Below are 24965 nucleotides of genomic sequence, written 5' to 3'. Positions count from 1 at the left end.
TGCGTTATGAGTCTGACCATCACGTTAACGGGAACCGGAAGCGCACAGCTGGTCCCGGTCTTTGGCTGCGACTGCGCGGCGTGTCGCAGGGCGCGTTTGCAGGACAACTATCGCCGTCGCCCCTGTAGCGCGGTGGTCAAATTCAACGATGCGGTGACCCTGCTGGACGCGGGCATTCCGCACCTGATGGACGACTGGCCGGCGGGCAGTTTCCAGCAGTTTTTACTCACGCACTATCATATGGATCACGTTCAGGGGCTTTTCCCCCTGCGCTGGGGCGTGGGTGCGACGATCCCCGTCTACGGTCCGCCGGATGAAGCGGGCTGTGACGACCTGTTTAAACACCCCGGCATTCTGGATTTCAGCCACACGGTCGAGCCGTTCGTGATGTTTGAGCTGCAGGGGCTGCGGGTCACGCCGCTGCCGCTCAACCATTCAAAACTGACCTTCGGGTATCTGCTGGAATCGGCCCATAGCCGCGTGGCGTGGCTTTCTGATACCGCCGGGCTGCCGGATAAAACGGTGACGTTTCTGCTCAACAATCAGCCACAGGCGATAATCATCGACTGCAGCCATGAACCGCGTCCGGAGACGCCGCGCAACCACAGTGATTTAAATACGGTGATTTCCCTGAACGAGGTGATTGGCTGTCCGCAGGTGATCCTGACGCACATTAGCCATCAGTTTGACGCATGGATGATGGATAACCCGCTGCCGGACGGCATTGAAGCGGGATATGACGGGATGGTACTTGTGCTGGATTAGGTTTTCTCCCTCTCCCGTGGGAGAGGGTTGGGGTGAGGGCAACAGGCCGCACTTAGCCGCGATCGTAATCGTCTTCCAACCTGCGCTCGTCCTCTTCTAACCGACGCCTGTCGTCGTCCAGCTGGCGCTGACGCTCGTCTAAGCGGCGGCGTCTGTCTTCGAGCTGCCGACGACGATCGTCGTACTGTCGGCTGTCGATTTGACGGCTGCGGTCGTAACGATCGTCGTCATCGTCATTACGGCTGCTGCTGGGGTTGTAGGCATCGTTGATCGCCTGCTGAATGTTGCCAATGGCGTCATCAATCACATCGGCATGCGCCAGTTGGCTGGTTAAAGTCAGCAGACCAAATAACAGGACGGTAGAGTAACGTTTCATAAGGCCAGTCTCGCAGGTTGACTGGCTTTACGGTAATGAACGGCTGGGAACCGGGGTAGCGGAGGAATCTCAAATTACCATCACCTTCCGCAGCGCCTGCGCCAGCTGCTGGCGGGTAAACGGCTTACGCAGTAACGGAACGTCCGGCAGTTGCGGGTTATGCGCCGGGCGCAAATCCTGCCCGCTGATCAGCAGCACCGGAAGCTGCGGATAATGGCTGCGCACATGGTTAATCACCTCGGCCCCGCTCAGGCTTCCGGGCAACATCAGATCGCTGATAAACATACCAATATCCGGCGACGCCGCCAGCATGTTCAGGGCCTGTTCGCCGCTGTCCGCTTCGAGCGTCAGGTAGCCAAGCTGATGCAGCTGTTCGCACAGGGTCTGGCGAACGTCCGCCTCATCTTCCAGCACCAGTACAAGCCGCTCGTGATCCACGGACGTTGTGGCAGCCAGCGCTTCATCCTCCGAGACGGCGGGCAGCGTCGAGCGCGGGAGGTGGAGCCGCACGGTCGTTCCTTGTCCCGGCGCGCTTTCGATCTCTACCCGCCCCCCGGACTGACGCACAAAACCGTACACCATCGACAGGCCCAGCCCACTTCCGCTCCCGGTCTGCTTGGTGGTGAAGAACGGTTCAAAAACCCGGGATTTCACCTCCTGCGACATCCCGCTGCCGCGATCGATGACCTCCAGCGCTACCATATCCTGCCTGCGTCCGTCGCTGCGGGTCACGCGCTGGTTCCAGGTGCGAATTTTGATCGCCCCGCTCTGGCCTTCCATCGCATCCCGGGCGTTCATCACCAGGTTGATAATGGCGTTTTCCAGCTGGCTGACGTCAATCCACGCGGGCCATGCCGGGGTTTGCGCTTCAATCTCCAGGGTAAGCGTGGCGGGCAGCGAGTGGCGCATCAGTTCCCGAAGGTTTTCCAGTAGGGGCAGCATCTCTACTGCATGCGGCGTAAGGGACTGTTTACGGGAAAACGCCAGCAGCCGCTGGGTCAGCAGCGCGCCGCGTTCGGCAGCCTTCAGCGCACGGGTAATGCGCGGTGCGTCGTTTGATTCGGGGTCTGTCAGCTCAAGGCTGCCGATGATCACCGCCAGCAGGTTGTTAAAATCATGCGCCAGCCCGCCGGTCAGCTGTCCGACGGCCTTCATCTTCTGGCTGTGCAGCAGCGCCTCTTCCAGCCCCTGACGCTCGATGCGGTCGATCTCCATCTGCGTGGTTTTCTCTTTCAGCAGACGCGTGGTGTGCTCAAGCGAGGCGGTGTTGCGGGCAAAAACGTTAAACGCGCGCGCCAGCTCGCCCAGCTCGTCGCGCCGCTGCAGCGCAGGAACAGAAACATCCTGTTCACCGTGGGCAAGTCGCGACATCGCCCGGGAGATGGCCGTCAGGTTGGAGCCCAGATTGCGGTAGATATACCAGCAGGCGCAGCCGGTGATGATCAGCGCCAGCACGGCGAAGATGCTGATAAACACGCTGATGGATTGCAACTCGTGATGGCTCTGGGCCGTGCGAAGCCGGGAAGCCTGCGCCACCTGCTCAACGTACTGATTAATATCGCTATTAAGGATCGCCACCAGCGCCTTAATGTGGAACATATACCAGCTGATGGACAGATCGTTCTCCTCCAGCTGCTTCGACAGCGGGGCAAGCTTGCGCAGCTCGGCGTTAAAATCGGGCAGAACGCCCTCCACGACCGGCTGTATGGCGCTTCGGGGCAGCGTGGCGGTCACGGCGTCCAGCTGCTGAACGGTAGCACGCGGCGAAGGTGTATCAATCGCGGCCGCGATCAGCCGATCCATCTCCATCAGCTGCCGCGCGTCCGGCACGTTGCTGCCGAAGCGGCGGTTGATGTCCTGAAGATGGCGTAAATAGCTCTGGCTTTGATAGAGCGAGCTCAGCAGCGCGTTACGCTCAAGATGCCGCTTTTGCCCGCGCTCCAGCATCCCCGTTACGCTTTGCTGTAATTCATTGCTTCTGCGAATAATCCGCGCCACCAGCGCCGGCTCCTGCTGCGCCAGCGGGGCATCCGCCAGCTGTTCCAGCGAGCGGCGCAGCGCCGTTTGCATCTGCTTCAGCCGCTCGGCCTCGCCTTTGTACTCCAGCGCCCCTACCACCTGCGAAAGCCGCACCGCCGCCGTTGCCACGTTGGCCGTGTCGCGCGCGAGGTTCATGCTCCCGGTCATGTCGTCCAGCGTTTGCTGTTGGACCTGCTCCTGGATCTGGCTGGCATGACGAAAGCCGAGCACCGCCACGCCGCTCACCATCAGCGTGACGGCGACCACCAGCAGGTTAAATATCAGCAGGCGACCGCGGGCGCTGGAGAAGAACGGGGGGCGTGAAGACATGTTGACTCCGTAACTGTGATCCACATTCGCTATTCATAACTATGACAAATATGAACAGCTTCTGACATTTTGCATTTACGCACCTGTGATGAAGTGCAGATATCGACATTCACAGGAGATCCGCCATGAGCAGAACCCCGGTTTTAGAGATGCGCCACATTGCCAAAACCTTTGGCAATTTCCACGCGCTCAAGGGCGTGGATTTGACGGTCTTCCCCGGTGAGATCCACGCGCTGATGGGGGAAAACGGCGCGGGAAAAAGCACGCTGATGAAGATCCTCGCGGGGGCCTATACCGCCACCGGCGGCGAGATCCTGATCGACGGCCAGCCGTTTCACATCAAAGGGCCGAAGGACGCGCTGGCCGCAGGCATTACCCTGATTTACCAGGAGATGCAGCTCGCCCCCAATCTGACCGTCGCTGAAAATATCTTCCTCGGCAGCGAGCTGTCGCGCGGCGGGCTGGTGCAGCGCAAGGAGATGGCCGCCCAAGCGCAGGCGGTGATTGACCGTCTCGGCGCGCAGTTCAGCGCCACCGACCTGGTGATGAAGCTGACCATCGCCGAGCAGCAGCAGGTGGAAATCGCCCGCGCGCTGCACCGCAACAGCCGCATCCTGGTGATGGACGAACCCACCGCCGCCCTCTCCTCCCGCGAAACCCACCGCCTGTTCGAACTGATTTTGCGCCTGCGTGATGAAGGCATGGCGATTATCTATATCAGCCACCGCATGGCGGAGGTCTATGAACTCTCTGACCGCGTGAGCGTTCTGCGCGACGGGCAGTACGTCGGCAGCCTGACGCGCGACAAGCTGAACGCGTCTGAACTGGTGAAGATGATGGTGGGCCGCCCGCTCAGCGATCTGTTCAACAAAGAGCGCGATATCCCTCTCGGCAGCCCGCGTCTCAACGTGCACCACCTCACCGACGGTAAAAAAGTGCAGCCGTGCAGCCTGCAGGTGAGCTCCGGTGAAATCGTCGGGCTGGCGGGGCTGGTCGGGGCCGGACGCTCCGAGCTGGCGCAGTTGATTTTCGGCGTGCGCAAGGCCACCGGCGGGATGATTGAGGTGGACGGCGAGCCGGTGGTGATCCACTCCCCGCGCGCGGCCATTGAAAACGGGATTGGTTTTCTCACCGAGAACCGCAAGGAGCAGGGGCTGTTTCTGGAGCTGGCGGCGCAGGAGAACATCACCATGGCGACGCTGGAGCGCGACGCCACCTTCGGCATGCTTAACCGCAAAAAAGCCCAGTCCATTTCCGATGACGCTATCGCCCTGCTTAACATCCGCGTGCCCCATTCTCAGGTGCGCGCGGGCGGGCTCTCCGGCGGCAACCAGCAAAAGCTGCTGATCTCCCGCTGGGTGGCGATTGGCCCGCGCATTCTGATCCTCGACGAACCCACGCGCGGCGTGGACGTCGGGGCGAAAAGCGAGATCTACCGCATCATGAACCAGATGGCGCGCAAGGGGGTGGCGATTTTGATGATCTCCAGCGAGCTGCCGGAAGTGGTAGGCATGAGCGACCGGGTGTACGTAATGCGGGAAGGCAGCATTGCGGGTGAACTGCACGGGCGCGACATCTCCCAGGAAAATATTATGACGCTGGCAACCGGCGTGAACGACACACATCATCAGGCGGTGCAATCATGACAACTCCAACCCATCCGCAGCAGGTGGCGAAATCCGCCTCCGCCAAAAAAATGCTGATGAGCGATCTGATGCAAACGGTCGGCATTTTGCCGATTTTAATCCTGATTGTGGCGGTGTTTGGCTTTATCGCTCCGAACTTCTTTACCGAAAGTAACCTGCTCAACATTACCCGTCAGGCGTCGATCAACATCGTGCTGGCGGCGGGAATGACCTTCATCATCCTGACCGGCGGGATTGACCTCTCCGTGGGCTCGATTCTCGGCACCACGGCGGTGGCGGCGATGGTGGTCTCGCTTATTCCTGAATTCGCGATGCTCTCCATTCCGGCGGCGCTGATGCTCGGCATGGTGCTGGGGCTGTTCAACGGCGCGCTGGTGGCCTTCGCCGGGCTGCCGCCGTTTATCGTCACGCTCGGCACCTATACGGCGCTGCGAGGCGCGGCGTATCTGCTGGCGGACGGTACCACGGTGATTAACTCCAGCATCAGCTTCGAGTGGATCGGCAATAACTATCTCGGCCCGATTCCGTGGCTCGTCGTCATTGCCCTGGCGGTCATCGCTATCTGCTGGTTCATCCTGCGCCGCACCACGCTCGGCGTTCATATCTACGCGGTCGGCGGCAACATGCAGGCGGCGCGCTTAACCGGCATCAAGGTCTGGCTGGTGCTGCTGTTTGTCTACGGCATGAGCGGCCTGCTCTCCGGCCTCGGCGGGGTGATGAGCGCCTCGCGCCTCTACAGCGCCAACGGTAACCTCGGCACGGGTTACGAGTTGGATGCGATTGCGGCGGTGATCCTCGGCGGCACCAGCTTCGTCGGCGGGATCGGCACGATCACCGGCACGCTGGTGGGGGCGCTGATCATCGCCACCCTCAACAACGGCATGACGCTGATGGGCGTCTCCTACTTCTGGCAGCTGGTGATCAAAGGGGCGGTGATCATCATAGCGGTGCTGATCGACAAATACCGTACCCGACATCATCAAAGTGCATAACAACAATACCCTACAAGCGAGGAAGACAAGATGCGTTTGAAACCCTTAGTGACCGCGCTCTGTGCTGGCGCGCTGCTGGCCGCAACGCCGTTTGCGCAGGCAAAAGATTTGAAGTCCATCGGCGTGACGGTGGGCGACCTGGCTAACCCGTTCTTCGTGCAGATCACCAAAGGTGCCGAGCTGGAAGCGCGCAAGCTGGCAGGCGATAACGTCAAGGTGACGCTGGTTTCCAGCGGTTACGATCTGGGTCAGCAGGTGTCGCAGATCGATAACTTCATCGCCGCGAAGGTGGACATGATCATCCTCAACGCTGCGGATTCCAAAGGGATCGGCCCGGCGGTGAAGCGAGCCAAAGAAGCGGGGATCGTGGTCGTGGCGGTGGACGTGGCGGCGGAAGGGGCCGATGCGACCATCACCTCCGATAATACCCAGGCGGGGGAAATGGCCTGTAAGTACATTACCGACCGCCTGAAAGGCAAAGGCAACGTGGTGATCATCAACGGACCGCCGGTCTCCGCGGTGCAGAACCGCGTGGAAGGCTGCCAGACGGAATTCAAAAAACATCCGGACATCAAGGTGCTCTCGGACAACCAGAATGCCAAAGGCAGTCGTGAAGGCGGGCTGGAAGTGATGACCTCTCTGCTGGCGGCCAATCCGAAGATCGACGGCGTATTCGCGATTAACGATCCGACCGCGATCGGCGCCGATCTGGCGGCGAAACAGGCCCAGCGCAACGAGTTCTTTATCGTTGGCGTGGATGGATCGCCGGACGGTGAAGAGGCGCTGAAGCGCGAAAACTCCCTGTTTGTGGCGACCCCGGCGCAGGATCCGCAGGTGATGGCGGCGAAGGCGGTGGAGATCGGCTATGACATTCTGCAGGGCAAACCTGCGCCGAAAGCGCCTGTGCTGATCCCGGTGACGATGATCGATAAAAAGAACGTCGGCACGTATAAGGGGTGGACGGTTAAATGATCCTTTTCCCTCTTCCACAGGGAGAGGGAACTGTTTTCAAGGAGTCCCCATGAAACGCTCCGACATTAACGAAATCCTCGGCCACACGCGGCAGTTCTTCTCCATGCACGACGTGCATCTCCCGCCGTTTGCCAGCTTTCCGCCAACCAAATGGCAGCAGCTTGACCAGGCCGCGTGGCAGGAAGTGTTTGACCTCAAGCTCGGCTGGGACGTGACCGCTTTCGGCGGCAACAGCTTTGCCGCACAGGGCCTGACGCTGTTCACCCTGCGCAACGGCTCCCCCAACGGGGTGCCGTATGAGAAATGCTACGCCGAAAAAATCATGCACGTGCGCGACGGCCAGGTGACGCCGATGCATTTTCACTGGCGCAAGCGGGAAGACATCATTAACCGGGGCGGCGGGAATCTGATTATTGAGTTATGGAATGCCGGGGCGCATGAAGAGACCGAAAACACCGACGTGACGGTAACAGTCGACGGCTGCCGTCAGACCCACGCCCCCGGCAGCCAGCTGCGCCTCACGCCAGGGGAAAGCATCTGTCTCACGCCCGGCCTGTATCACAGCTTTTGGGGCGAACGCGGCTTTGGCGACGTGCTGGTGGGCGAAGTGTCGTCGGTGAATGACGACGAGCACGACAACCACTTTTTGCAGCCCGTTGCCCGCTATAACAACATCGAAGAAGACGAACCGGCGGTGCTGGTGCTGTGCAACGAGTACAACCTGTTTCGGAGCTAAGGAGTGAATGATGCTACTGATTTCTCTTGCCGACGGTCTTGAGCACGCCAGGAAACACCGCTACGCGCTGGGCGCGTTCAACGTGCTCGACTCCCATTTCCTGCGCGCGCTGTTTGCCGCCGCAAAGCAGGAACGCTCGCCGTTTATCATCAACATCGCCGAAGTGCACTTTAAGTATGTGTCCCTGGATTCGCTGGTCGAAGCGGTCAAGTTCGAAGCCGCCCGTCACGATATTCCCGTGGTGCTTAACCTTGACCACGGCCTGCATTTCGAGGCCGTCGTGCGCGCCCTGCGCCTGGGGTTTAGCTCGGTGATGTTCGACGGCTCGACGCTGAGCTACGAGGAGAACATTCGCCAGACCCGGGAAGTGGTGAAGATGTGCCACGCGGTGGGCGTCTCGGTGGAGGCGGAGCTGGGCGCGGTCGGCGGGGATGAAGGCGGCGCGCTGTACGGACATGCGGATGAAGCGTTCTTTACCGACCCGCAGCTGGCGCGGGAGTTTGTCGATAAGACCGGCATCGACGCGCTGGCGGTGGCTATCGGCAACGCGCACGGCAAATACAGGGGCGAGCCGAAGCTCGATTTCCCGCGCCTGGATGCCATTCGTCAGCAGACGGGGCTGCCGCTGGTTTTACACGGCGGCTCCGGGATTAGCGATGCCGACTTCCGCCGCGCCATCGAGCTGGGCATACATAAAATCAATTTCTATACCGGGATGTCGCAGGCCGCGCTCGCCGCCGTGGAGCAGCGCATGGCGAACCGCCAGCCGCTCTACGATGAGTTTGCCGAGCTGCTGCTGGGAATAGAAGAGGCGATAACCGATACGGTCGCGGAGCAGATGCGCATCTTCGGCAGCGCGGGGCAGGCATAATGGAACGCAAAGGCATCATCGCCGCAGGCAACATGCTGGTGGATCACGTTCACCAGATCGTGCAGTGGCCGGAGCGCGGCTGGCTGGCGGAAATCACCCACAGCGAACGCTCCACCGGCGGCGCGCCGCTCAACGTGCTGCTGACGCTGGCGAAAATGCACGTTGGCCTGCCGCTGCAGGCGGTGGGGCTGATTGGCGAAGACGGTGACGGGGACTACATTCTGGCAATGCTCGACCAGTACCACGTCAACCGCCAGCGCGTGCAGCGCACCACCTTCGCCCCAACCTCCATGTCGCAGGTGATGACCGATCCCAGCGGGCAGCGCACCTTTTTCCACTCGCCGGGCGCCAACCGTCTGCTGGATCTTCCCGCCTTCGATCGTCTCGATGGATCGATGAAGATCTTCCATCTCGGCTACCTGCTGCTGCTCGACAGCCTGGATATGCCGGATGACGAGTTTGGCACCCGCAGCGCGCGGCTGCTGGCGCAGATGCGCGAGCAAGGGTATGAAACCTCCCTTGACCTGGTGTCCCGCAGGGGCGACCCGCGCTATCAGCCGCTGGTACTCCCTGCCCTGCGCCATCTGGATTATCTGGTGATTAATGAGCTCGAGGCCGGTGAGTTTAGCGGGCTGGAGATGCGCGACGCCGACGATGCGCTGAACATCGCCAATATCGCCGATGCCGCCGCGCAGCTGCTGGCGGCAGGCGTTCGTCAGCGGGTGGTAATCCACTGTCCGGAAGGGGCATGGGGTGAAACACCGGGAGAAGCAGGCCGATGGGTTCCGTCGTGGAAGCTGGAGCAGAACGAGATTATCGGCAGCGTTGGCGCGGGCGATGCCTTTTGCGCTGGCTTTTTATATGGCTGCCATGAATCGCTGCCGCTGACAGAAAGTATTTATCTGGCGCACGCCTGCGCGCGGGCAAGCCTGCTGGCCGCCAATGCGATTGACGGCGCAAAAACGCTGGCCGAGCTGCAGGCGTTTATTCGCGAGAGCGCTTAGCTTAACAATAATTGCGATTTTTCATTACAGTTCTATGAATTTTATATTCCCGAACTACACTCTCTCCATCTGGCATATTCGGCGTGGGCAGCACTCTGTCCGCACGCTTTTCCGAAATGAGATAGAAAGAGGACAAGGGAAAAATGTTCGCAGCAATCATCATCGGTATTTTCATTATCAGCGTTATTTATGCGCATTCACGCGGCAAAGAAAAACAGACGCTTTCTCGTCAGCTCTTCGACCATTCGACGTTCATGGCCCCCATCAATATGTTTATGACGGCGTTTTCTTCCCTGCCTGCCAGGCAGCCTTTCTTTGAAACAGAGCGCTTCCCGGAATTAAATAAGCTGACGGAAAACTGGCTGGTTATTCGCGAAGAGGCGCTGCGTTTGCAGCATCATATTAAGGCGGCGGAAAATAATAACGACGCTGGCTTTAACACCTTTTTTAAACGCGGCTGGAAACGTTTTTACCTGAAATGGTATGCCGATGCCCATCCCTCCGCGCAGTCTTTATGCCCGGTGACGACCCGGCTGGTGAGTGAAATCCCCTCGGTGAAGGCGGCCATGTTTGCCGAGCTGCCGGCGGGTGCGAAGCTGGGTAAGCACCGGGATCCGTACGCGGGATCGGTTCGTTACCATCTGGGCTTATTCACACCGAATGACGATCGCTGCTTTATTGAAGTCGACAGGCAGCGACACAGCTGGCGGGATGGCGAAGCCGTTATTTTTGATGAGACCTACGTCCACTGGGCAGAAAATAAATCGGATCAAACGCGCATTATTCTCTTCTGCGATATTGAACGTCCGATGAAGTGGCGCTGGGCGCAGGCGGTTAACCATTGGGTGGGGACCACGCTGATGTCTGCAGCCCGCTCACCGAATGACGAGAATGACAGCACCGGCGGCATTAACCGCATTTTTAAATACGTTCATGCGGGCCGCGAGCGGGGACAGCGTCTGAAAAAAAGAAACCGTAAGGCCTATTACGCCATCAAGTATTTGTGCATCGCTGCAATCTTTGCCGCCATCATTGTTCCGGCGATAACGTAAGCCTTATGCCGCCTGTTCGGGTCGGCTCACATCGGAGGCAAACACGTAACCCAGCCCGCGGATCGTTTTGATAAGCGCAGGCTGATGCGGGTTAGCCTCTATTTTCCGCCGCAGGCGCATGATCAACACGTCAATCGTGCGGTCGAATACCTCGGTACTTTCGCTGTGGGTGAGCTCAAGCAGCTGCTCGCGGCTCAGTACCCGGCGGGCATTTTGCGTGAGCGCCAGCAGCAGGCCATATTCACCCTGAGTCAGTGGCACGGCGTTACGCTGCGGATCAATCAGTTCACAGCGGGCAGTGTCCAGCGTCCAGTCGTTGAAGGTTATCCCCGCCGCACGTGGCATCGGCGCTTCGGCTGCCAGCGCTCCGGTACGACGCAGCACGGCCTTAACGCGGGCCACCACCACGCGTGGATTAAACGGTTTGCCAATATAATCGTCAGCCCCCATCTCCAGCCCCACCACCACGTCTGATTCACTGCCCAGCCCGGTTAACATGATCACCGGTAGCGCCGGGCGCTGCTTTTGCAGCTGCAGCAAAACCTGCAGGCCGTTGGTGTCCGGCAGCATCATATCCAGCAGAACAAGGGCGATAGCCGGCTCCTGTTGGACCTGCCGCAGCGCATCCTGGCCGTTGTGGCAGACCAGCACGCTAAAGACGTGCTCGCTCAGCACATCCTGCAGCAGTTCGCAGACTGCCATATCGTCATCAACCACCAGTATCGCCGGTTTCATCATATGCTTCCGTAAGGGGATTATATTAAGTCTGAACCATTCTGCCGTCGGCTCCAGTGAAATGAATTTTTCCGTGACGGAAATTCAACCTATGTCACATCCGCCGCTCATTCGACACGTCAATTTTGACGATTGTCTGCATTTCGTCAGGGATTTCGCCGGGAATGCACCATAAAGACGGTGAGTAACCCCACTAAAAACATGGCATAGAAGCTGCATTAGTCGGTGCGAAAGATTTGATTAACTGGAGCAGACTGATGAAAAAAGTCGTCACGGTTTGCCCTTATTGTGCCTCAGGTTGCAAGATCCACCTGGTGGTCGATAACGGCAAAATCGTCCGGGCGGAGGCCGCGCAGGGGAAAACCAACCAGGGCACGCTGTGCCTGAAGGGGTATTACGGCTGGGATTTTATTAACGATACACAAATCCTCACCCCGCGCCTGAAAAACCCTATGATCCGCCGCGAGCGCGGCGGCAAGCTGGAAGCCGTCTCCTGGAACGAGGCGCTGGATTACGTCGCCACCCGCCTGAGTGCCATTAAGGCCAAGTATGGCCCGGATGCCATTCAGACCACCGGCTCCTCACGCGGGACCGGGAATGAAACCAACTATGTGATGCAAAAATTCGCGCGCGCCGTTATTGGTACCAATAACGTCGACTGCTGCGCTCGCGTCTGACACGGCCCATCGGTTGCAGGTCTGCACCAGTCGGTCGGTAACGGCGCAATGAGTAATGCTATCAACGAGATAGATAACACCGATCTGGTGTTTATCTTCGGTTATAACCCGGCGGATTCTCACCCTATCGTCGCGAACCACGTGATTCGCGCTAAACAGAACGGGGCGAAAATCATCGTCTGCGATCCGCGCAAAATCGAAACCGCGCGCATTGCGGATATGCACATTGCGCTGAAAAACGGCTCGAATATCGCGCTGTTGAATGCGATGGGGCACGTCATTATCGAGGAAAACCTGTACGACCAGGCGTTCGTCGCCACGCGTACGGAAGGGTTTGAAGAGTACCGGAAAATTGTCGAAGGCTACACGCCGGAATCGGTAGAGGCGATAACCGGCGTGAGCGCGCAGGAGATCCGCCAGGCGGCACGGATGTATGCCGGAGCGAAAACCGCCGCCATCCTGTGGGGCATGGGTGTGACCCAGTTCTACCAGGGCGTGGAAACCGTGCGCTCCCTGACCAGCCTCGCGATGCTGACCGGGAATCTGGGCAAAGCGCACGTCGGCGTTAACCCGGTTCGCGGCCAGAATAACGTCCAGGGTGCCTGCGACATGGGCGCGCTGCCGGACACGTATCCGGGCTACCAGTACGTGAAGTACCCGGAAAACCGCGAGAAGTTCGCGAAGGCCTGGGGCGTGGAGAGCCTGCCGGCACACACCGGCTATCGCATCAGCGAGCTGCCGCACCGCGCGGCGCACGGTGAAGTGCGGGCGGCCTACATCATGGGTGAAGATCCGCTCCAGACCGACGCCGAGCTGTCTGCGGTGCGCAAAGGCTTTGAGGATCTGGAGCTGGTGATTGTCCAGGATATCTTCATGACCAAAACCGCGGCGGCGGCGGATGTGATTCTCCCGTCGACCTCCTGGGGCGAGCATGAAGGCGTCTACACGGCGGCGGACCGCGGCTTCCAGCGCTTCTTTAAGGCGGTCGAGCCGAAGTGGGATTTGAAAACGGACTGGCAGATCATCAGCGAAATCGCCACCCGCATGGGCTACCCGATGCAATACAACAACACCCAGGAGATCTGGGACGAGCTGCGGCATCTGTGCCCGGACTTTTATGGGGCAACCTATGAAAAAATGGGTGAGCTGGGCTACATCCAGTGGCCGTGCCGGGACGAGTCGGAGGCCGACCAGGGGACGTCGTATCTCTTTAAAGAGAAATTTGACACCCCGAACGGGCTGGCGCAGTTCTTCACCTGCGACTGGGTTGCGCCGATCGATAAACTCACCGACGAATACCCGATGGTGCTCTCTACCGTGCGTGAAGTAGGCCACTACTCCTGCCGTTCGATGACCGGCAACTGCGCCGCGCTGGCGGCGCTGGCGGACGAACCGGGCTACGCGCAGATCAACACCGCCGATGCGGAGCGCCTCGGCATTGAGGATGAAGCGCTGGTGTGGGTGAATTCGCGCAAAGGCCGCATCATTACCCGCGCGCAGGTCAGCGACCGTCCCAACAAAGGGGCTGTCTATATGACCTACCAGTGGTGGATTGGTGCCTGTAACGAGCTGGTGACGGAGAACCTCAGCCCGATAACCAAAACGCCGGAGTACAAATACTGCGCCGTCAACGTTGAGCCGATTGCGGATCAGCACGCGGCGGAACAGTATGTGATCGACGAATATAACAAGCTGAAAGCACGGCTGCGTGAAAGCGCAATGGGTTGAAGCCGTTAATTAATCGTTGAATAAAGGGAGTGAGTTATTCACTCCCTTTTTATTTCCGCTTAAAACATTAAAAATATAAATTATTATTCTGGAAAGCGGCTCGCAAAATAATGTAATTCGCGCAGAACAGAATTACATATTTGCATTTTAATTCAGAAGGATAAGATGTGCGGCGGGTGCTTAAGACTTTCTGTCTTGAGCATTGTTGAGGGACAGAAAGTGGAAAGCCCCGGGAAATTTTCATTCACCCGAGGCTACCCCTCAACTACCAACAGGTTGAGAGTAGCCTCTTATTCTTTTTTTGACAAGGAGTAAAAGGCATGACGCCATTAAAAACTGCGTTAGGCATCGTCTTTATTATCTGCCTGACGATAGTGATATTTACCTTTATTACTCGCGGTAGACTCTGCGAGTTTTCAATAAAGAGTGAACATCAGGAGGTGGCGGCGAAATTAGCCTGCGTGGCAGGCTAACCTCTACGGGCGAAACCACGGTTTCGCCCGGCTTGTAGGATGCTGAGGTCTTAATGCACCCATTTTTTTCTTTTGCTACCGCGATTATACTGCGCGGCGTGTACCCAGATGATAAGAATCCATGAAAGCCATTTTTCTGTTGTTGTTATTTTTTACGTCGTTCGCCCGCGCGGATGAGATAGGCAGCCAGTATCAGAAGCAGGCGGAAGCCGGCGATGCCCGCGCCCAGTATTATCTCGCCGATACCTACTTCAGCTCCGGTGACAGAAAGCAGGCAGCGCTGTGGGCCGAGAAAGCCGCGAAAGGCGGTGATGTCGACGCCATGGGGTTACTCTCGCAGATCCTCTTTACGCAGGGGGATTACGCTCAGGCTAAAGCGCTGGCGCAGCAGGCCACCATCGCCGGCAGCAAGCGCGGCACGATTATGCTGGCGCGTATTATGGTGAACACGCAGGCGGGTAAAACCGACTATCCTCAGGCCATCAAGCTCCTGCAAACGGCGGCCGAAGATATCGACAACGACTCGGCGGTCGATGCGCAACTGCTACTGGGGCTGATTTATGCCAACGGCGTAGAGGTGCCGCAGGATGACGTACAGGCGGCGTCATGGTTTAAGCGCAGCTCGTCCCTGTCACGTACGGGCTATGCGGAATACTGGGCAGGAATGCTATTCCAGCAGGGTGAGAAAGGCTTTATTACGCCCAATAAACAGAAAGCGCTCTACTGGCTAAACCTGAGCTGTACCGAAGGGTTTGATACGGGGTGTGAGGAGTTTGATGCGTTGAGCGGAGAATAACGTGCCGGGTGGCGGCTTCGCCTTACCCGGCCTACAAAACCCGTAGGCCCGGTAAGCGCAGCGCCACCGGGCTTAGGATGTTACTGGTCAGCCGTCTTATCAAAACGACCCAGCACTTCGCGTTCATACGCCAGCGCTTTTTTACGGTCGAATTTGTGTTCCCACTTGGCGATAACCAGCACCGCCAGCGCGTTACCCACCACGTTCAGCGCGGTACGCGCCATGTCGAGGATACGGTCCACACCGGCGATGAACGCCAGGCCTTCCAGCGGAATACCCACGCTGCCCAGCGTCGCCAGCAGCACCACGAAGGAGACGCCCGGCACGCCTGCGATGCCCTTTGAGGTCACCATCAGCGTCAGAACCAGTACGATCTCCTGCCACAGCGACAGGTCAATGCCGTATAGCTGCGCGATAAAGATCGCCGCAATACTCTGGTACAACGTCGAGCCATCCAGGTTAAAGGAGTAGCCGGTCGGCACCACGAAGCTCGTTATCGACGCTGGTGCGCCGTACGCCTCCATCTTCTCAATGATGCGCGGCAGCACGCTCTCAGAGCTTGCGGTGGAGTACGCCAGAATCAGTTCATCCTTCAGGATACGGATCAGGATCCAGATACTCAGCCCGCACAGGCGCGCCACAATCCCCAGCACCACCAGCGCGAAGAACAGAATGGCGAAGTGCACCAGGATCACCAGCTTCGCCAGCGGCCACAGGGAGGCAAAACCAAAGTTCGCCACGGTCACGGCGATAAGCGCGAACACCCCAACCGGCGCGTAGCGCATCACCATGTGGGTCACTTTGAACATGGTTTCGGAGATAGAGCGGAACACGGTCACCAGCGGCTCGCGGTGCGTCGCTGGCAACGAGGAGAGCCCCAGACCAAACAGCACCGAGAAGAAGATGATCGGCAGCATCTCGCCTTTCGCCATGGAAGCAATGATGTTGGTCGGCACCAGCGACAGGATAGTCCCCATCAGACCGTGGGAATGGCTCTGCACGTCAGCGGTGGTGCTTTGGTATTTCGAAATATCCACCGTCGCCAGCTGCGACATATCGATCCCGGAGCCTGGCTGGAATACGTTCGCCAGCGTTATGCCGAGGATAATCGCAACCGTGGTGATCACTTCGAAATAGAGAATAGTTTTCGCGCCAATGCGGCCTAACTGCTTCGCATCGCCGACGCCCGCGATACCGACCACCAGCGTCGAGATCACAATGGGCACCACAATCATCTTAATCAGATGAATAAAAATATCGCCTGCCGGAGAGAGCAGGTTCGCAATCAGCCACTCGCGGCTGTCGCTATGATAATGAAGATAACTGCCCAGCAAGATGCCCAGCACAAGGGCCAGCAGGATCTGCCAGGCCAGGCTGACTTTCAAATTTTTCATAGAAACTGACTTCCTCAATGAAATCTCCGCACCAGCAAAACTGCATGAATATGGAGACATACTGAAAGGGTATGAATTGTGTTGCGTTGGTTTATGGGATTTTTTAACGCGGCGTATGAGTATCATTTGCACGACCTGTTGCGCAAGCCTTAAAGAACGACGCATTTCACTATCAAAAGCGGTTATGACGCGAGTTTGTCATAATTCTGATAAATAACCTTTTGTTATAAAAACGCTTTTTTATAAAGAATTGTGAATAATCGGCATCGTGAATTATTTCCCTTCAAAGTTTCATTCGCTCAATTTTCAACCTGTTCAAACAATGCGTGATCTGTCGCCCAAATACTAAACAAAGCTTGTAAAGCCCCTACTATTAACGTTTTTGCGACATATTATTAACATCTTACAAGGAGAAAAAAAGCCATGAGCCAAATACACAAACACGACATTCCCGCAAACATTGCGGACCGTTGCCTGATCACCCCGGAGCAGTACCACGAGAAATATCAGCAATCTGTTACCAACCCGGACGCCTTCTGGGGCGAGCAGGGTCACATCCTTGACTGGATCAAACCTTATCAGAAGGTGAAGAATACCTCTTTCGCGCCAGGCAACGTCTCCATTAAATGGTATGAAGACGGCACGCTGAACCTGGCGGCGAACTGCCTGGACCGCCATCTTGCCGAACGCGGCAACGAAACGGCCATTATCTGGGAAGGCGACGATGCCTCTCAGAGCAAACACATCTCTTATAAAGAGCTGCACCGCGACGTCTGCCGCTTCGCCAACGTGCTGCTGGACCAGGGGATTAAAAAAGGCGACGTGGTGGCGATCTACATGCCGATGGTGCCGGAAGCGGCGGTAGCTATGCTCGCCTGCGCGCGTATCGGCGCGATCCACTCCGTCATCTTCGGCGGCTTCTCCCCTGAAGCGGTTGCCGGGCGCATCGTTGACTCGAACTCGAAGCTGGTGATCACCGCCGACGAGGGCGTACGCGCTGGGCGCGGTATTCCGCTGAAGAAAAACGTCGATGAAGCGCTGAAAAACCCGAACGTAAAATCCATCAATAACGTCATTGTCCTCAAGCGTACCGGCGGCAAGATCGACTGGCACGAGGGGCGTGACCTGTGGTGGAGCGACCTGATTGAAAAAGCGAGCGACCAGCATCAGCCGGAAGAGATGAACGCGGAAGATCCGCTGTTTATTCTTTACACCTCCGGCTCAACCGGTAAACCGAAAGGCGTACTGCACACCACCGGCGGCTATCTGGTCTATGCGGCCACCACCTTTAAATACGTCTTCGACTACCATCCGGGCGACATCTACTGGTGTACCGCCGACGTGGGCTGGGTCACCGGACACAGCTACCTGCTGTACGGCCCGCTGGCCTGCGGCGCAACGACGCTGATGTTTGAGGGCGTACCGAACTGGCCGACCCCGGCGCGCATGTGTCAGGTGGTCGACAAGCACCAGGTCAACATTCTTTACACCGCGCCAACGGCGATCCGCGCGTTAATGGCGGAAGGCGATAAGGCCATCGAGGGCACCGACCGCTCCTCATTGCGCATCCTCGGCTCCGTGGGCGAGCCCATCAACCCGGAAGCCTGGGAGTGGTACTGGAAGAAAATCGGTAACGAAAAGTGTCCGGTAATGGACACCTGGTGGCAGACCGAAACCGGCGGCTTCATGATCACCCCAATGCCGGGCGCGACGCAGCTGAAGGCCGGCTCGGCAACCCGTCCGTTCTTCGGCGTGCAACCTGCGCTGGTGGATAACGAAGGTCATCCGCAGGAAGGCGCCACCGAGGGTAACCTGGTGATCACAGACTCCTGGCCGGGCCAGGCGCGCACGCTGTTTGGCGATCACGAGCGCTTCGAGCAGACCTACTTCTCGACCTTTAAAAACATGTACTTCAGCGGCGACGGCGCGCGCCGGGATGAAGACGGTTATTACTGGATCACCGGACGCGTGGACGACGTGCTGAACGTTTCCGGCCACCGTCTGGGTACGGCAGAGATTGAGTCCGCGCTGGTGTCGCATCCGAAGATTGCCGAAGCGGCGGTGGTCGGCATTCCTCACAACATCAAGGGCCAGGCGATCTACGCCTACGTCACCCTGAACCACGGCGAAGAGCCGTCGCCGGAGCTGTATACCGAGGTGCGCAACTGGGTACGTAAAGAGATTGGCCCGCTTGCCACGCCGGACGTACTGCACTGGACAGACTCGCTGCCGAAAACCCGTTCCGGCAAGATTATGCGCCGTATCCTGCGCAAAATCGCGGCAGGCGATACCAGCAACCTCGGCGATACCTCAACGCTTGCCGATCCTGGCGTGGTGGACAAACTGCTCGAAGAGAAGCAGGCCATCGCAATGCCATCCTAGTGTTTTCTCCCTCTCCCCTCACCCTCTCCCCATAGGGGAGAGGGGATAAAACAAACCAACCTTACCTCTGGAGATTTCTGTGATGAATAACGATATTTGTCAGCAGATAGAGAATAGTGCGCACTACAGGGAGCTCGTCGATAAGCGGCAACGGTTTGCCTTCACCCTTTCCATCATCATGCTGATTATCTATGTCGGCTTTATTCTGCTCATCGCCTTTGCGCCGCACTGGCTGGGCACCCCGTTACATGAGGGCACCAGCGTGACGCGCGGTATCCCCATTGGCATTGGCGTGATCGTGATTTCGTTTGTGCTGACCGGCGTCTACGTCTGGCGTGCGAACGGTGAGTTCGATCGTCTTAATAAAGCGGTACTGCAAGAGGTAAAAGCATCATGAAGCGAGTCCTGACGGCGCTAGCCGCCACACTTCCCTTTGCCGCCCACGCGGCGGATGCCATTACCGGCGAGGTACAGCGCCAGCCCACCAACTGGCAGGCGATTATCATGTTCCTGATTTTCGTGGTGCTGACGCTGTACATTACGTACTGGGCGTCGAAACGCGTTCGCTCCCGTAACGATTACTACACCGCGGGCGGCAACATTACCGGCTTCCAGAACGGCCTGGCGATTGCGGGTGACTTTATGTCCGCCGCCTCGTTCCTCGGGATCTCCGCGCTGGTGTACACCTCCGGCTACGACGGTCTGATCTACTCCCTCGGCTTCCTCGTCGGCTGGCCGATCATTCTGTTCCTGATTGCCGAACGCTTGCGCAACCTGGGACGTTACACCTTCGCTGACGTGGCATCCTATCGCCTGAAGCAGGGGCCGATTCGTACCCTCTCCGCCTGCGGCTCGCTGGTGGTGGTGGCGCTGTATCTGATCGCCCAGATGGTGGGCGCGGGCAAGCTTATCGAACTGCTGTTTGGCCTGAACTACCACGTCGCGGTGGTGCTGGTGGGCGTGCTGATGGTGATGTACGTTTTGTTCGGCGGCATGCTGGCCACCACCTGGGTGCAGATCATCAAAGCCGTACTGCTGCTGTTCGGCGCGAGCTTTATGGCCTTTATGGTGATGAAACACGTCGGCTTCAGCTTCAATAACCTGTTCACCGAAGCGATGGCTGTCCACCCGAAAGGAGAAGCGATCATGAGCCCGGGCGGGCTGGTGAAAGATCCGATCTCCGCGCTCTCTCTCGGTCTCGGCCTGATGTTTGGTACCGCTGGCCTGCCGCACATTCTGATGCGTTTCTTCACGGTGTCAGACGCGCGTGAAGCGCGTAAGAGTGTCTTCTACGCCACCGGCTTTATGGGTTACTTCTACATCCTGACCTTTATCATCGGCTTCGGCGCGATCATGCTGGTGGGCGCGAACCCGGCGTTTAAAGACGCGGCGGGCGCGCTGATTGGCGGTAACAACATGGCGGCGGTGCACCTGGCCGACGCGGTGGGCGGCAACCTGTTCCTCGGCTTTATCTCCGCCGTGGCCTTCGCCACCATCCTTGCGGTGGTCGCCGGACTGACGCTGGCGGGCGCGTCTGCGGTATCGCACGACCTCTACGCCAACGTCTTCCGTAAAGGCGCGAGCGAGCGCGACGAGCTGAAGGTTTCCAAAATCACCGTGCTGGTGCTGGGCGTGGTCGCTATTCTGCTGGGGATCCTGTTTGAGAAACAGAACATCGCCTTTATGGTGGGACTGGCCTTCTCAATTGCGGCAAGCTGTAACTTCCCAATCATTCTGCTCTCCATGTACTGGTCCAAACTGACCACCCGTGGGGCGATGATAGGCGGCTGGCTCGGCCTGCTGACAGCGGTAATTCTGATGATCCTCGGCCCGACCATCTGGGTGCAGATCCTCGGTCACGAAAGCGCTATCTTCCCGTACGAGTACCCGGCGCTGTTCTCCATTGCCGTGGCGTTTATCGGTATCTGGGTCTTCTCGGCTACCGACAACTCGCCGGAGGGTAACCTGGAGCGTGAGAAATTCCGCGCCCAGTTTATCCGCTCACAAACCGGCCTCGGCGTTGAGCAGGGCCGCGCACACTAAGCCTTTCTCCCCGGTTGCTCTGGCCGGGGAGCTTAAAACATCACCCACGCCACCAGCGGCGCAATCAGCACCATCGTTACGCCCGAGAGCATCATCACCAGGCTTGCAACGACCCCTTCCTGCTGACCCAGCTCATACGAACGCGCCGTGCCTGCCCCATGAGATGCCGCGCCAAACCCTGCTCCTTTCGCCATCCCTTCCCGAATGGACAGCCGCAGAAACAGCACATCCCCCACCGCCATGCCGAATACGCCGGTGACGACCACAAACAGCGCCACCAGGTCCGGCTGCCCGCCGAGCGGTTTGGCGGCCGCCAGCGCAAACGGCGTGGTCACCGAGCGCACGGCCAGGCTGCGCTGAATTTCATCGGAGAGGGTAAACAGCCGCGCCAGCCAGACGGAGCTACAGACCGCCACCACCGTCGCGGTGACGACGCCCGCGCTGAGCGACATCCAGTGGCGTTTGATAATGGCCAGGTTTTCATAAACGGGTACGGCAAAAGCGATGGTTGCCGGGCCGAGCAGCCACAGCAGCCAGTGGGATTCACCAATGTAGTTCTGCCAGGAGATATGGCCGAAGACCAACATCAGCACCAGCAGGATGGGCGTGAAGACCAGCGGCATCAGCGGCAGCGTGCGAAAGCGGCGGTACAGGCGCTTGTTGGCAAAGTAGATGGCGACCGTCACGATCAGGCACAGCACGCTTATCTGAAAGTTAGTCATGCTTTTGCCTGCTGATTTCGAACCGGTACACCTTATCCACCACCCAGGCGGTGGCACCCAGCACCATCAGCGTGCTCAGAGCAATAACCGCGAAGATGCGCCAGCCGTCGACCATCAGCAGCTGCGCATAGTTCACCACCGCCACCACGGCCGGAACGAAGAACAGCAGCATCTCCGCCAGCAGCCACCGCGCGCCGGCGCGCACCCAGCTGAGGGGCAACGCGCGGCAGAGAATCAGCACCAGCATCAGCACCATCCCTACCAGGTTGGCGGGTAAAGGCAGGTGCAGCCAGTCGACAAGGTATTCCGCAAAAATAAACAGTCCCGCGTAGAGCAGTACCTGAACCGGGACCTGGAGTCGTTGCACAACGGCAGGCGTAACACGGCTTAACGCCACGGCCATGGGGGTTTTCCTCAGAAATGAGATGAGGCGCCAGTATAGTGAGCGTACGTCATCGACTGAAATGAATTAAAATCATCGAAGGTATAGTTTCGAGGAATAATCATGGACATAAGAACGCTGCGCTATTTTGTCGAGGTGGTTCGCCAGCAAAGTTTTACCCGCGCAGCGGAGAAGTTGTTCGTTACCCAGCCAACCATCAGCAAAATGCTGAAAAACCTCGAAGACGAGCTGAACTGTACCCTGCTGATCCGCGACGGACGCAAGCTGCTGCTGACCGATACCGGACGCGTGGTGTTCGAGCGCGGGCTGGCGATCCTGGCGGAGTTTCGCCAGCTTGAGGCCGAGCTTGCGGACATCAACCACCTGACGAAAGGTCTGCTGCGGCTCGGCATTCCGCCGATGGTTGGCATGATGATGGCCGGGCCGATAAGCCTGTTCCGCCAGCGCTACCCCGGCGTTGAGCTTAAAATATCTGAGTTCGGCGGCCTGACCGTGCAGCAGGCGGTGATCAACGGCGAGCTGGACGTGGCGATGACGGCCCTTCCCGTGGAGGAAGAGAGCGGGCTGGCAACGCTGCCGCTGTTCAGCCATCCGCTGTGCGTGCTGGTGCCCCGCTCCGGCGACTGGCTGAAGATAGACTCAGTGAAGCCCGATCTGCTCGGCGAACACCCGCTGCTAATCTACAACGAAGACTTCGCCTTAAGCCGCCAGCTGATGACCCTGTTTAACCACCATAACGTGAAGCCGCGCATTGCGGTGCGCAGCGGCCAGTGGGATTTCCTGGCGGCAATGGTGCAGGCGGGCGTGGGAATTGCCATTCTGCCGCAGCCGATCTGCGAGCGGCTTGATAAAAACACGCTGCGCTGGATCCCGCTGGAGAGTGACCTGCACTGGCAGTTGGGGATGATTTGGCGTGAAGGAGTGTATCTTTCGCACAGCGCACAGGCGTGGCTGCAATGTTGTGAGGGGTTTTGGGTGCGGTCTGAATAGTGCCGGGTGGCGGCTTCGCCTTACCCGGCCTACGGTTCAAACGTAGGCCCGGTAAGCGTAGCGCCACCGGGCAACAACGCGCTACTGATTCTCTATTAACAGCGCTTCTAACAGGTCCAGATCGTGCAGCAGCTTTTGCAGCGTCTCGTTGCTGATCTGACGCGTCGCGCGCAGGTGATACAGCTCGGCACGCTCGGAGCGCAGCGCCGCCAGACGGAAACGACGCTCGAGGTTCTCTTCCTGCAACGAGCTTTCCACGTCGTTACGTCCGTCAGCACGACGGCGCAAATTACCAATCACGCGTGAACTGACTTCCTTCAGCAGCTGGTTATCAATGTTCTCTTCGGCATCGGCAGCCAGACGCTCCTCCATCTTCTCAATGGCCACTATCGCCACTTCCGCCGTCGCCGCGCGGGCTATCCGCTCCTCTTTGTGCTGTTGGGTCGAGTCACCGGCATCAATGTGCTGGAGTAAAATCGGCAGCATAATCACGCCGACAAACAGCGAGAAGAGAATCACGCCCGCCGCCAGGAACACCAGTTCGTAACGCGCCGGGAAGACGTCGCCCGTCGGCAGGAGCAGCGGAATGGAGAGCACACCGGCAAGGGTAATCGCCCCGCGTACGCCGGCGAAAGAGGCAATCAGCAGCTCGCGCGTGGTCCAGGAGCCGAACTCCATCGGCTTTTTGGTCAGGAAGCGGACGCTGAATTTTTTCATCGTCCACAGCCAGCCGAAACGCACCAGCATTAATGCCATGTAGATCAGCACGATATCGGTAAACAGCATCCAGACTTCAACGTTTGGATCCGCCTCCGCCGCGATCAGCGAGGATTCCATGATGCCCGGCAGCTGCAGGCCCAGCAGCAGGAAGACCATGCCGTTAAAGACAAATTCCAGCATCGCCCAGGTGCTGTTGGCACGCAGGCGCATCGCCAGCGGCGCGCGGCGCATCACGCCGGAGCGGGTGATGGTCATCCCCGCGGCTACCGCCGCCAGAATGCCCGAGACGCCGATATGTTCAGCGATAAGGTAAGAGGCAAACGGCAGCAGGAACAGCAGAACGATTTGCGTCGCCGGTTCATCGCCGCCCCAGCGGCTGAGGAAGCGCAGCGAACGACCGTACAGCCAGCTCACCACGAAGCCCGCGAGAATACCGCCAATCGCCACCTTGAAGAATTCCAGGGTCGCGCCACCAATGGTAAAGACCATGGTGCCCATGGCTACCGCCACGGCAAACTTCAGGGCCACCAGGCCGGAAGCGTCGTTCATCAACGCCTCGCCCTGCAAAATGCCCATTATTTTCTTCGGAATGCGCCCTTCACCCACAATGCCGGAAAGGGCCACGGCGTCGGTCGGCGACAGCACGGCGGCCAGCGCAAAGGCGGGAATTAACGGGATACCCGGTACGGCCCAGTAGATCAGGAAACCAATCCCGACCACGGTAACGACCACCAGCGCCAGCGCCAGGCCGAAGATCTCTCGCCCGTGCTCAAGAAATTCGCGCGTCGGCGTTTTCCACCCATCGGCAAACAGCAGCGGCGGGATAAACAGCACGAGGAACAGTTCCGGATCGAACTCCACGTGCAGACCGAACGTCGGCCACGCCAGCAGCGCGCCGATGGCTATTTGCATTAAAGGCAGGGGGACCTGGAAGGGCAGTACGCGTGTAACCACCCCGGATAATGAGACCACAAGGGTCATGATGAGTATTGTGAAGAAAATTTCCATGCGTTCCCTGTTTGCTGTGTTTCTTTTTAAGCCAAACCTGAGGCGTCGTGCCTCTTATTCTATCCTCTCCAGAGTAACGCAAAAGGCAACGGGATGAGTCCTGAAAATAAAAACGGGCGGCCTGAGCCACC

General features: G+C 58.5%; 22 protein-coding genes. 15 read left to right on the top strand and 7 right to left on the bottom strand.

Annotated elements, in window-relative coordinates; genetic code table 11:
• Positions 1 to 6 precede the first annotated feature (6 nt).
• Positions 7 to 765 carry a phosphonate metabolism protein PhnP gene (gene phnP / locus ACMWL8_RS22540; RefSeq protein WP_045261063.1) on the top strand — a complete coding sequence of 253 codons (759 nt, stop codon included), beginning with the start codon at positions 7 to 9 and terminating at the stop codon, positions 763 to 765.
• 52 nt (positions 766 to 817) lie between these two features.
• On the opposite strand, the gene yjdP is transcribed toward phnP, so the two are convergent.
• Positions 818 to 1141 carry a DDRRRQL repeat protein YjdP gene (yjdP, locus tag ACMWL8_RS22535; protein ID WP_028015201.1) on the bottom strand — a complete coding sequence of 108 codons (324 nt, stop codon included), beginning with the start codon at positions 1139 to 1141 and terminating at the stop codon, positions 818 to 820.
• Positions 1142 to 1210: 69 nt separating this feature from the next.
• Positions 1211 to 3490, bottom strand: a complete 2280-nt coding sequence (locus ACMWL8_RS22530) for an ATP-binding protein (protein WP_045261062.1) — start codon at positions 3488 to 3490, stop codon at positions 1211 to 1213.
• 125 nt (positions 3491 to 3615) lie between these two features.
• Here ACMWL8_RS22530 and ACMWL8_RS22525 point away from each other — a divergent pair, with 125 nt between their 5' ends.
• The 7 genes from ACMWL8_RS22525 (at position 3616) to lpxO (ending at position 10763) form a co-directional block, all read left to right on the top strand.
• Complete coding sequence (locus ACMWL8_RS22525) at positions 3616 to 5136, top strand: sugar ABC transporter ATP-binding protein (protein ID WP_045261061.1); 1521 nt, start codon at positions 3616 to 3618, stop codon at positions 5134 to 5136.
• Positions 5133 to 6128: an ABC transporter permease subunit gene (locus ACMWL8_RS22520; protein WP_028015198.1), complete on the top strand. Its 996-nt coding sequence runs from the start codon at positions 5133 to 5135 to the stop codon at positions 6126 to 6128. Before ACMWL8_RS22525 ends, ACMWL8_RS22520 begins: the two co-directional genes overlap by 4 nt.
• A 30-nt stretch (positions 6129 to 6158) precedes the next feature.
• Positions 6159 to 7100 (top strand): ABC transporter substrate-binding protein, encoded by a 942-nt coding sequence (locus ACMWL8_RS22515; RefSeq protein WP_045261060.1) that lies wholly within the window; start codon positions 6159 to 6161, stop codon positions 7098 to 7100.
• Between the two features lie 49 nt (positions 7101 to 7149).
• Positions 7150 to 7836, top strand: a complete 687-nt coding sequence (locus ACMWL8_RS22510; RefSeq protein ID WP_045261059.1) for a D-lyxose/D-mannose family sugar isomerase — start codon at positions 7150 to 7152, stop codon at positions 7834 to 7836.
• A gap of 10 nt (positions 7837 to 7846) precedes the next feature.
• The gene (locus tag ACMWL8_RS22505) at positions 7847 to 8707 is read left to right on the top strand and encodes a ketose 1,6-bisphosphate aldolase (RefSeq protein WP_045261058.1); all 861 of its coding nucleotides are present in this window, start codon (positions 7847 to 7849) and stop codon (positions 8705 to 8707) included.
• Positions 8707 to 9711 (top strand): carbohydrate kinase family protein, encoded by a 1005-nt coding sequence (locus ACMWL8_RS22500; RefSeq protein ID WP_045261057.1) that lies wholly within the window; start codon positions 8707 to 8709, stop codon positions 9709 to 9711. Before ACMWL8_RS22505 ends, ACMWL8_RS22500 begins: the two co-directional genes overlap by 1 nt.
• A 143-nt stretch (positions 9712 to 9854) precedes the next feature.
• Complete coding sequence (lpxO, locus tag ACMWL8_RS22495) at positions 9855 to 10763, top strand: lipid A hydroxylase LpxO (protein ID WP_028015193.1); 909 nt, start codon at positions 9855 to 9857, stop codon at positions 10761 to 10763.
• A gap of 3 nt (positions 10764 to 10766) precedes the next feature.
• Here lpxO and ACMWL8_RS22490 read toward each other — a convergent pair whose 3' ends face one another.
• Positions 10767 to 11498, bottom strand: coding sequence for a response regulator (locus tag ACMWL8_RS22490; RefSeq protein WP_045261073.1), 732 nt, complete (start codon positions 11496 to 11498; stop codon positions 10767 to 10769).
• A gap of 257 nt (positions 11499 to 11755) precedes the next feature.
• Here ACMWL8_RS22490 and fdhF point away from each other — a divergent pair, with 257 nt between their 5' ends.
• The 3 genes from fdhF (at position 11756) to ACMWL8_RS22475 (ending at position 15172) form a co-directional block, all read left to right on the top strand.
• Positions 11756 to 13903 (top strand): formate dehydrogenase subunit alpha, encoded by a 2148-nt coding sequence (gene fdhF / locus ACMWL8_RS22485; RefSeq protein WP_082071016.1) that lies wholly within the window; start codon positions 11756 to 11758, stop codon positions 13901 to 13903.
• Positions 13904 to 14223: 320 nt separating this feature from the next.
• Positions 14224 to 14376, top strand: coding sequence for a Hok/Gef family protein (locus ACMWL8_RS22480; RefSeq protein ID WP_028015189.1), 153 nt, complete (start codon positions 14224 to 14226; stop codon positions 14374 to 14376).
• Positions 14377 to 14497: 121 nt separating this feature from the next.
• Complete coding sequence (locus ACMWL8_RS22475) at positions 14498 to 15172, top strand: tetratricopeptide repeat protein (RefSeq protein WP_045261055.1); 675 nt, start codon at positions 14498 to 14500, stop codon at positions 15170 to 15172.
• 80 nt (positions 15173 to 15252) lie between these two features.
• On the opposite strand, the gene gltP is transcribed toward ACMWL8_RS22475, so the two are convergent.
• Positions 15253 to 16566 carry a glutamate/aspartate:proton symporter GltP gene (gene gltP, locus ACMWL8_RS22470; protein ID WP_028015187.1) on the bottom strand — a complete coding sequence of 438 codons (1314 nt, stop codon included), beginning with the start codon at positions 16564 to 16566 and terminating at the stop codon, positions 15253 to 15255.
• Positions 16567 to 16989: 423 nt separating this feature from the next.
• Between gltP and acs the strand changes: the two genes are divergently transcribed.
• The 3 genes from acs to actP all read left to right on the top strand — a co-directional run bounded on the left by acs (position 16990) and on the right by actP (position 20991).
• Positions 16990 to 18948: an acetate--CoA ligase gene (acs, locus tag ACMWL8_RS22465; protein WP_045261054.1), complete on the top strand. Its 1959-nt coding sequence runs from the start codon at positions 16990 to 16992 to the stop codon at positions 18946 to 18948.
• Between the two features lie 82 nt (positions 18949 to 19030).
• On the top strand, positions 19031 to 19345 hold the full coding sequence (locus tag ACMWL8_RS22460) for a DUF485 domain-containing protein (protein WP_028015185.1): 315 nt from the start codon (positions 19031 to 19033) through the stop codon (positions 19343 to 19345).
• Positions 19342 to 20991 (top strand): cation/acetate symporter ActP, encoded by a 1650-nt coding sequence (gene actP / locus ACMWL8_RS22455; RefSeq protein ID WP_045261053.1) that lies wholly within the window; start codon positions 19342 to 19344, stop codon positions 20989 to 20991. The genes ACMWL8_RS22460 and actP overlap by 4 nt, the downstream gene beginning before the upstream one ends.
• 32 nt (positions 20992 to 21023) lie before the next feature.
• On the opposite strand, the gene ACMWL8_RS22450 is transcribed toward actP, so the two are convergent.
• Both ACMWL8_RS22450 and ACMWL8_RS22445 read right to left on the bottom strand, forming a co-directional pair.
• Positions 21024 to 21713 (bottom strand): LrgB family protein, encoded by a 690-nt coding sequence (locus ACMWL8_RS22450; RefSeq protein WP_045261052.1) that lies wholly within the window; start codon positions 21711 to 21713, stop codon positions 21024 to 21026.
• Positions 21706 to 22116 (bottom strand): CidA/LrgA family protein, encoded by a 411-nt coding sequence (locus ACMWL8_RS22445; RefSeq protein WP_028015182.1) that lies wholly within the window; start codon positions 22114 to 22116, stop codon positions 21706 to 21708. Before ACMWL8_RS22445 ends, ACMWL8_RS22450 begins: the two co-directional genes overlap by 8 nt.
• 102 nt (positions 22117 to 22218) lie before the next feature.
• Here ACMWL8_RS22445 and ACMWL8_RS22440 point away from each other — a divergent pair, with 102 nt between their 5' ends.
• Positions 22219 to 23106, top strand: a complete 888-nt coding sequence (locus tag ACMWL8_RS22440; RefSeq protein WP_041911529.1) for a LysR family transcriptional regulator — start codon at positions 22219 to 22221, stop codon at positions 23104 to 23106.
• An 81-nt stretch (positions 23107 to 23187) separates the two neighbouring features.
• Here the strand turns inward: ACMWL8_RS22440 and ACMWL8_RS22435 are convergent, their stop codons facing one another.
• Positions 23188 to 24834, bottom strand: coding sequence for a Na+/H+ antiporter (locus tag ACMWL8_RS22435; RefSeq protein ID WP_028015180.1), 1647 nt, complete (start codon positions 24832 to 24834; stop codon positions 23188 to 23190).
• Positions 24835 to 24965: the final 131 nt, after the last annotated feature.

The organism is Enterobacter sp. 04-C-12-SI-ECC, from assembly GCF_047530715.1.
In the GTDB taxonomy this organism is placed as follows: Bacteria; Pseudomonadota; Gammaproteobacteria; order Enterobacterales; family Enterobacteriaceae; genus Enterobacter; species Enterobacter bugandensis.
The sequence above is the reverse complement of the archived record's forward strand: the minus strand, read 5'-3'. Positions and strand labels throughout refer to the sequence as shown.

Coding starts and splice junctions, on each gene's coding strand:
- phnP (WP_045261063.1), top strand. CDS start 7: ATGAGTCTGACCATCACGTTAACGGGAACCGGAAGCGCACAGCTGGTC.
- ACMWL8_RS22460 (WP_028015185.1), top strand. CDS start 19,031: ATGAATAACGATATTTGTCAGCAGATAGAGAATAGTGCGCACTACAGG.
- ACMWL8_RS22500 (WP_045261057.1), top strand. CDS start 8,707: ATGGAACGCAAAGGCATCATCGCCGCAGGCAACATGCTGGTGGATCAC.
- ACMWL8_RS22440 (WP_041911529.1), top strand. CDS start 22,219: ATGGACATAAGAACGCTGCGCTATTTTGTCGAGGTGGTTCGCCAGCAA.
- gltP (WP_028015187.1), bottom strand. CDS start 16,566: ATGAAAAATTTGAAAGTCAGCCTGGCCTGGCAGATCCTGCTGGCCCTT.
- ACMWL8_RS22525 (WP_045261061.1), top strand. CDS start 3,616: ATGAGCAGAACCCCGGTTTTAGAGATGCGCCACATTGCCAAAACCTTT.
- acs (WP_045261054.1), top strand. CDS start 16,990: ATGAGCCAAATACACAAACACGACATTCCCGCAAACATTGCGGACCGT.
- ACMWL8_RS22510 (WP_045261059.1), top strand. CDS start 7,150: ATGAAACGCTCCGACATTAACGAAATCCTCGGCCACACGCGGCAGTTC.
- ACMWL8_RS22515 (WP_045261060.1), top strand. CDS start 6,159: ATGCGTTTGAAACCCTTAGTGACCGCGCTCTGTGCTGGCGCGCTGCTG.
- actP (WP_045261053.1), top strand. CDS start 19,342: ATGAAGCGAGTCCTGACGGCGCTAGCCGCCACACTTCCCTTTGCCGCC.
- ACMWL8_RS22475 (WP_045261055.1), top strand. CDS start 14,498: ATGAAAGCCATTTTTCTGTTGTTGTTATTTTTTACGTCGTTCGCCCGC.
- ACMWL8_RS22450 (WP_045261052.1), bottom strand. CDS start 21,713: ATGACTAACTTTCAGATAAGCGTGCTGTGCCTGATCGTGACGGTCGCC.
- ACMWL8_RS22505 (WP_045261058.1), top strand. CDS start 7,847: ATGCTACTGATTTCTCTTGCCGACGGTCTTGAGCACGCCAGGAAACAC.
- ACMWL8_RS22520 (WP_028015198.1), top strand. CDS start 5,133: ATGACAACTCCAACCCATCCGCAGCAGGTGGCGAAATCCGCCTCCGCC.
- yjdP (WP_028015201.1), bottom strand. CDS start 1,141: ATGAAACGTTACTCTACCGTCCTGTTATTTGGTCTGCTGACTTTAACC.
- ACMWL8_RS22445 (WP_028015182.1), bottom strand. CDS start 22,116: ATGGCCGTGGCGTTAAGCCGTGTTACGCCTGCCGTTGTGCAACGACTC.
- ACMWL8_RS22435 (WP_028015180.1), bottom strand. CDS start 24,834: ATGGAAATTTTCTTCACAATACTCATCATGACCCTTGTGGTCTCATTA.
- ACMWL8_RS22480 (WP_028015189.1), top strand. CDS start 14,224: ATGACGCCATTAAAAACTGCGTTAGGCATCGTCTTTATTATCTGCCTG.
- lpxO (WP_028015193.1), top strand. CDS start 9,855: ATGTTCGCAGCAATCATCATCGGTATTTTCATTATCAGCGTTATTTAT.
- ACMWL8_RS22530 (WP_045261062.1), bottom strand. CDS start 3,490: ATGTCTTCACGCCCCCCGTTCTTCTCCAGCGCCCGCGGTCGCCTGCTG.
- ACMWL8_RS22490 (WP_045261073.1), bottom strand. CDS start 11,498: ATGAAACCGGCGATACTGGTGGTTGATGACGATATGGCAGTCTGCGAA.